Consider the following 6561-nt stretch of genomic DNA (forward strand, 5'->3'; position numbering starts at 1 on the left):
TTTCAAATATTATTCTCTCAACGAGCCATCTCATTACACGCTTATAATAAAACTATTGTTTCTACTCATCCTTCCATTTTTGGAGCATATGAGTAGAAAAAAGTAAAAACCTCTTATTGACATAAGAGGTTTTTACTTTTTTCATTATTCAGCGTCTGTATTTTGATATGCCATCTTAAACAACTTCACTTGGCTATCAATTTCTTCTGTACTACTATTAATAACATAATAGTAATCACCATCTTTATTTTGTTCACGTGTTTTCACATTATCAGCTAATGTAAGCTGTAAAATCGCCTTAATTCGTGCCTTCATTTCAATATCTAATATCGGGAAAGATATTTCCACTCGCTTCTCCATATTTCGCGTCATCAAATCAGCTGAAGATAAATATATTTTCTCCTCCCCATTATGATGGAAATAATAAATACGGCTATGCTCTAAGTATCTTCCAACAACACTAACTACACGAATATTTTCACTTACATTTGGAATGCCAGGTCTTAAACAACATGTCCCTCGAACAATGAGCTCTACCTTTACTCCAGCTTGTGATGCTTCGTACATTTTTTTAATTAATGGTTTATCTGTTAATGAATTCATCTTAGCGATAATATATCCATTTCCATATTGCCTATGATAACGGATTTCTTCATCTATTAAATCTATAAATTGCTCTCTTATATCAAATGGAGCAACCGATAAATGATGAAAATGTGGCTTTGTTGTATAACCACTTAAATAATTAAAGAAATTGGTTGCATCAACCCCAAAGTCTTTTCTTGATGTAATATATCCAAAATCAGTATATAACTTCGCTGTTGCATCATTATAGTTTCCAGTTCCGAGATGTACGAACCTTTCGATTTTTCCGTTTTTTCTTCTTACAACTAATGTAATTTTACTATGTGTTTTCAAGTGACTTACACCGTAAATAACATGACAGCCTGCCTGTTCCAATTCTTTAGCCCAATGAACATTGTTTTCTTCATCAAATCTTGCCTTTAATTCAACTAATACTGTCACTTGTTTTCCCTTTTCAGCCGCTATCTTTAACGCCTGAATAATCGGTGAATCACCACTTACACGATATAACGTTTGTTTAATCGCAAGTACATTCGGATCGTCCGCCGCATCACGGACAAAATCAACTACCGGCTGAAATGATTCAAAAGGATGATGTAATAAAATATCATGCTCAATTGCTTTTTCAAATACATCTTCTTCATCACCTAAATCTTGAGGTGGTTGCGGAATAAGAGCCGGATATACAAGATGTTCATATAAAGGAGCTAGTTTTTTATATAAAGAAAACAAACATGTTAAATCTAATGGACCATCCATTATATATACATCTTCATCTTTTACTTCCAGAACCTCATATAATAACGCTAGTACTCTTTCATCAATGTGTTCTTTCCCAACTTCTAAACGAACAGCAGCCCCCCACTTACGCTTTTTTAATTCTTTTTCAATTACCTTTAATAAATCTCTCGCACCTTCTTCATGAATCGTTAAATCTGCATTGCGTGTAATACGGAAACGAGTAACAGATGATACTGTATATCCCGTAAATAATTTATGAGTAAAGCTACTAATTACGTCTTCTAATAAAATAAATTTATGCTTTTGCCCTTCGCTCGGTAAAATTATGAAGCGCTCAAGTAATGAAGGAACTTGCACAATTCCTAACTTCGTCCTGTTTTCCTCTTCCGCTTGCTTCTCATCATATAAAAGAGTAGCCAAATTCAAACTTTTGTTTAATAACATTGGAAATGGGCGATATGCATCAATAGCTACAGGAGTTAACACCGGAAAAATTTGCTCATCAAAATACTCTTCTATAAATTCTCGCTGCTCTTTCGTCAAATCATTGAATGTTAAACGTTCAATTCCCTCTAACTCAAGCGCTGGTAATACATAATTTTTAAATGTATCATATTGTACTGTCATTAGTGCATGGGCTTTTATCGCAATTTTATTTAATTGCTTTTTTGGTGTTAAGCCAGCTTTATTTTCTGGCTGATTAAATCCAGCACTCACTTGATCCTTTAATCCCGCTACACGTACCATAAAAAATTCATCTAAATTCGAACTAAAAATACTAATAAATTTCAATCTTTCCAAAAGTGGATTATTTGCATCTTGCGCTTCTTGTAAGACACGTTCATTAAATGCTAACCAACTTAACTCTCGATTATTGTAATAAGCTGTATCATTTAAATTTACTGCATTCCCCTTCAATAATTCCATTCTCTTCACACTTCCCCTTGAAACTTTTTCACTATAATTTAGTTACTTTTATTTTAGCAAATTACAATATTATAAAGTGTAAATTTTTTGTAAAGACATCCGTACAACCTAATGTTTTAGTTCGAATAACAAGTTAATATTCGTTTTTAACACTCTTTCTAACTGTTTTTTTTGTTTTTCAGCCTGCACTTTTTCCGCTAATGCCGATTGTTCACATAAAGCTTTAAATGTTAATCCTTCTTCGTTTTCTGTTATAGATATGGTATCAATAAGCGATCGTTGCCTTACATTTAAAGTAGCTGAAAATTGTAAAACAGCTCCTAACAGGCGGATTTTTTTTTGTTCGCTTTTATCAAACCAACCTTCAAATGGAGATAAATGTTGTTTAAATAACATTTTTGATTTATACGATGCAATAAGCGCTAGCCTTACTCGATCTTTATGCATCATGCCATCAATTGTCTTATTCGCTAATAAATAAAACGTATGTAAACGACTTGCTTCTTCGTCTATATATTTGCCTATATTAAATACTTTCGCTGCTTGATGGAACACTTCCCAGTCTTTTACTGACATAGAAATAAGCCCTATTTCCTCAAGTTGTTTGCAAATTAGTCTTCCATGTTTAATAAGCTGAATAACAAATTCCATGTCCATTTCGTATTCATGTGATAGTAAATGCAGACTTTCTTCAACTACGTTCGGATAATATGAAATCCCCAAATCTTTTGTCAACTCTTCATAGAAAACACCTTCTCTTAACCCTTTTCTACTTAATACAAATGCCGGTGCCTCTATAACATTAACAAGTGTATGAAATACTTCAACCGCTGGAATAATCGTATCTGCTCGATCTTTTGCCAATCCTTCCAATTTCTGAAGTTCTATGTACGACAATTTTTCCAATTCATCTTTTACACTTTCAATATCTTCTTCTTTCATCTTGTATAAATGTAATCCTGCTATAGGATAGCATATTAAATTTTGATGGATTTTCACTAAGTTCCTAGCACTACCACCAATTGCAATAAGAGGCAATTTCTTATTGATTAACCATGGTAACGTTCGAAATTGAAACTCTAAATACTGTTGCATTCCCTCTAACTCATCTTTAGTAGGAATATCCCCTTTAATAAATTGTTGCTTTAAAGAAAGTGCCCCAAATGGAAAACTATGGTACTCTAAAATCTCTCTATTTCTAAAGTATGTAACTTCTGTACTTCCCCCGCCGATATCTACCGTTATTCCTTCTGAAAACGATGTAGAATTCATAACCGCCAAGTATCCGTAACGCGCTTCCTCATACTCTGATAATACTCTAAGAGTAAAGTCCGTTTGTCCTTCAACAAGCTTTTTAATTTCCTCTTGATTCTCCGACTGTCTAATTGTTGCTGTTGCAACACAAAGTACATGATGCAACTGATGGAATCTTGTACTTTCTTGAAATTGAAATAATGTCTGTAATAATACTTCTATTCCCTCTTCATTCAACACACCATCAATTAAGTAATTCCTTAACCTAGCAACAACTTTCGTATTTTCAATCTCTTTATAAAAACCTCCATTTTGCTTTTCATAAATAACTAAACGCATTGTATTAGATCCAATATCTATAATGGCATACTGTTGTTTTAATATTTCTTTCAAACTTCTCACTCTTTCATTATCAAATTTCAAAAACATATTCTATTACTATTATACAAAATAGTTGTTTTTTGTAACAATATTGCTTTAATATTGAAAATATATACAATCACTTTTTGCGTATAATAAATACCTATTTTATTTATGGTATAATAATGAAAAATTGAAAGGAGATTCAATATGAAACCTTCACAACCACAATCTCAATTACAAAACCAACATTCTATTAATCGACTAGCTCAATCTATTTTCGTTGTGAATCGTCATGCTAAAGCAGCTACTAATCCTAAATATTTATACTGGTTAAAAAAGACAGCTTTAGAACGTTTGATTGCTGAAAAAAAAGCAATTAAAGAAGGATTACATTTTTCTAGAAACCCACGTTTTAGCCAACAACAATCTGATGTCCTTATACGTTTAGGCGATTATTTTTTCCACATCCCTCCTACGAAAGAAGATTTTCGAATTCTACCGCATCTTGGTCATCTTGAATCCTCCTATCGAAATCCGAAAACAACCTTATCTTTAACAGTGGCAAAAAAAACAATTCAAGATTATATTGGTCCTGAAGCATTAAAACAAGAAAAAAAATTAAGTGAACCTGTTCCATGGTATAGTCGTACTTATACAAAAAAATAAAACAGTTTGGCCAAGTGTAGGCCAAACTGTTTTATTTTTTCTCTTCTTTAATTTTAATATTTGCTTGTTTATAAAAAGCTACTTTTTCTGTATTATAAGACTTTGTGAATTCATTAAATTTATCTTTTTCTGACTCAATATCCTTATAAGATTGATTTACTACTTTTACTTTTTCACTAATATCTTTTAATTTAGTACCTTTATCTTGTAACATTGTATATAACTCTTTTTCTTGTTTTAAAGATTTGTCATAGCTGTCATACATTTTATTAAATGAATCGTGTCGTTTCTCATACGTGCTTTTCACTTTATCAGCTTGATCTTTCAATTTCTTATCTTCAATTTTCTTCACATACTTATCAGCTGACTTCACTTCTTCTTGCGCTTTATTTAAAACTTCTTTTTCTTTTGCAAGCACTTTTTCTCGTTCAGTTGTATTTTTCACTGCTTGATTCAGTTTTTCTTTAACAGTTTGATTATTATCTTTTCCTTCTTGAACAATCTGGTTATATAATTCTTGTCCTTCTTTCTCTAAAGTCTCAAGTTTTTTTGCATCTTCAAACATTGTTTTTTCTTGTTTAGCAGCGTTTTCAAACGCTACATATAATTCTTCTTCTGGTTTCGGACCGAAACAACCGGCTAATAAAATCATTGATAATGCAGTTACAATTGCTAATTTACTATATTTCAACATCTCTTCCTCCTACTTATAAACGACCATCGTGTAATATAAAAAAGTTATAAAATATGTAATTGTTCTATACACTCGCATCTTTTTTACGAAGATCATTAATATTGTTTGTACAAATTATTACTTGATATTACATTATTCTTTTTGAATTATTTAGCAATTCCATATCCATCTTTAAGTATACTACTTCGTGTTTTTTAAGGCCTGTTTACACTATGTATTACTTTAATGTCCACGGAATTTCACCTCAGTCTTAATAAGACTATAATAGTTCACCTGATAAAAGGTGATCGCTCCGCTCTCACGTCTATCATTCCCTTTCCAGCTTTCTATCAATTAATCTCTTTGTTCATTTTACACAGTACAATCGATATCTCGCAACAACTTACAAATATTCTTTTCATTTCCTAAAAAGGAAAAGTGTAGAGCTTGCTTTCCTCTACACTTTTAAAATAAAACACACTGTGCAAATTGCATTGACACTACCATCATAATTATATGCTTATTTCATATATTTTTAAAGACTTTTATTACAAACGTGGCGTTTTTTTGTAATAAAAGTCAAAAAAATGTTACAAATAAAACATCTTCCTATCATATATCTTCAAATCAAAGCTTCACTCATTTTCTTGCAAATTTCTATACTGGTACAATTGATTTTGCGACTTTCTCAACAGTTCTTCAAACGTTTTTCCTTCTACTGGATAGCTAGCTGCTCCAAATAAAAGAGTGACACTGAGTAAATCACCTTCTATTTCACTTTCAATATTTTTCATTAATCGTTTTGTTATTGTTGATGTTTCATGACCATTATCAATTGCTACAATAACGTACTTATTTTCATCCCACTTTGTAACAACATCGCCCTTCCGAATTGTCTTTACAATGGTACTCTCTAATTTTTGTACTAATACTCCCAACTTTTTTTCTTGCAACGTGTCTTTTAATCCTTCCCATTCTTTTACAGAAAGAATGTACACTGTAATATTACGAGAATCTCTTTCAGATAAAGCAGCTACTTTCCCAAAAAAATCAACAACAAAATCATTGCTTGCCATTCCTCCTACTTCCATACCCATACGCTCGTTCGCTCTTTTATCGTACCAATGTCCAAAATAATAACTTAGTATCATTTGCAATATATAAATAATAAAGACGGTATAAAATGATCGTGAATCCAGTTTTGCAATTACATCCTGAAGTGCAATCCATTCTGTAACTGCCACAGTATTGCCAAGCAATAATCCACTAATTTTCCCTTTATGTTTCATACTTTTCCCCCTTTTATACCAATATATGTTTCTATATCAATAATGTTTTTCTACAAAATAAAA

Annotated in this window: 5 protein-coding genes; 1 reads left to right on the forward strand and 4 read right to left on the reverse strand. The window is 31.7% G+C overall.

Going from position 1 to position 6561, the window contains the following annotated elements; translation table 11 throughout:
• Positions 1–144: 144 nt before the first annotated feature.
• The gene (locus ACQGSG_RS14930) at positions 145–2253 is read right to left on the reverse strand and encodes a polyphosphate kinase (protein WP_000421677.1); all 2109 of its coding nucleotides are present in this window, start codon (positions 2251–2253) and stop codon (positions 145–147) included.
• 108 nt (positions 2254–2361) lie between these two features.
• Entirely contained in the window at positions 2362–3936 is a 1575-nt protein-coding gene (locus ACQGSG_RS14935) for a Ppx/GppA family phosphatase (RefSeq protein WP_050552234.1), read from the reverse strand.
• Positions 3937–4077: 141 nt separating this feature from the next.
• Here ACQGSG_RS14935 and ACQGSG_RS14940 point away from each other — a divergent pair, with 141 nt between their 5' ends.
• Positions 4078–4536, forward strand: coding sequence for a YkyB family protein (locus tag ACQGSG_RS14940; protein WP_000804862.1), 459 nt, complete (start codon positions 4078–4080; stop codon positions 4534–4536).
• A 31-nt stretch (positions 4537–4567) separates the two neighbouring features.
• Here ACQGSG_RS14940 and ACQGSG_RS14945 read toward each other — a convergent pair whose 3' ends face one another.
• Positions 4568–5230, reverse strand: a complete 663-nt coding sequence (locus ACQGSG_RS14945) for a YkyA family protein (RefSeq protein ID WP_000922482.1) — start codon at positions 5228–5230, stop codon at positions 4568–4570.
• 614 nt (positions 5231–5844) lie between these two features.
• Positions 5845–6498, reverse strand: coding sequence for a diguanylate cyclase domain-containing protein (locus tag ACQGSG_RS14950; protein ID WP_000680811.1), 654 nt, complete (start codon positions 6496–6498; stop codon positions 5845–5847).
• Between the last annotated feature and the right edge of the window lie 63 nt (positions 6499–6561).

Source organism: Bacillus sp. GMa5/1 (assembly GCF_050172015.1).
Taxonomy (GTDB): Bacteria; Bacillota; Bacilli; order Bacillales; family Bacillaceae_G; genus Bacillus_A; species Bacillus_A cereus.

Excerpts from the sequence above, each read along its gene's own strand:
- ACQGSG_RS14930 (WP_000421677.1), bottom strand. The coding sequence starts at position 2,253 with ATGGAATTATTGAAGGGGAATGCAGTAAATTTAAATGATACAGCTTAT.
- ACQGSG_RS14935 (WP_050552234.1), bottom strand. The coding sequence starts at position 3,936 with ATGTTTTTGAAATTTGATAATGAAAGAGTGAGAAGTTTGAAAGAAATA.
- ACQGSG_RS14940 (WP_000804862.1), top strand. The coding sequence starts at position 4,078 with ATGAAACCTTCACAACCACAATCTCAATTACAAAACCAACATTCTATT.
- ACQGSG_RS14945 (WP_000922482.1), bottom strand. The coding sequence starts at position 5,230 with ATGTTGAAATATAGTAAATTAGCAATTGTAACTGCATTATCAATGATT.
- ACQGSG_RS14950 (WP_000680811.1), bottom strand. The coding sequence starts at position 6,498 with ATGAAACATAAAGGGAAAATTAGTGGATTATTGCTTGGCAATACTGTG.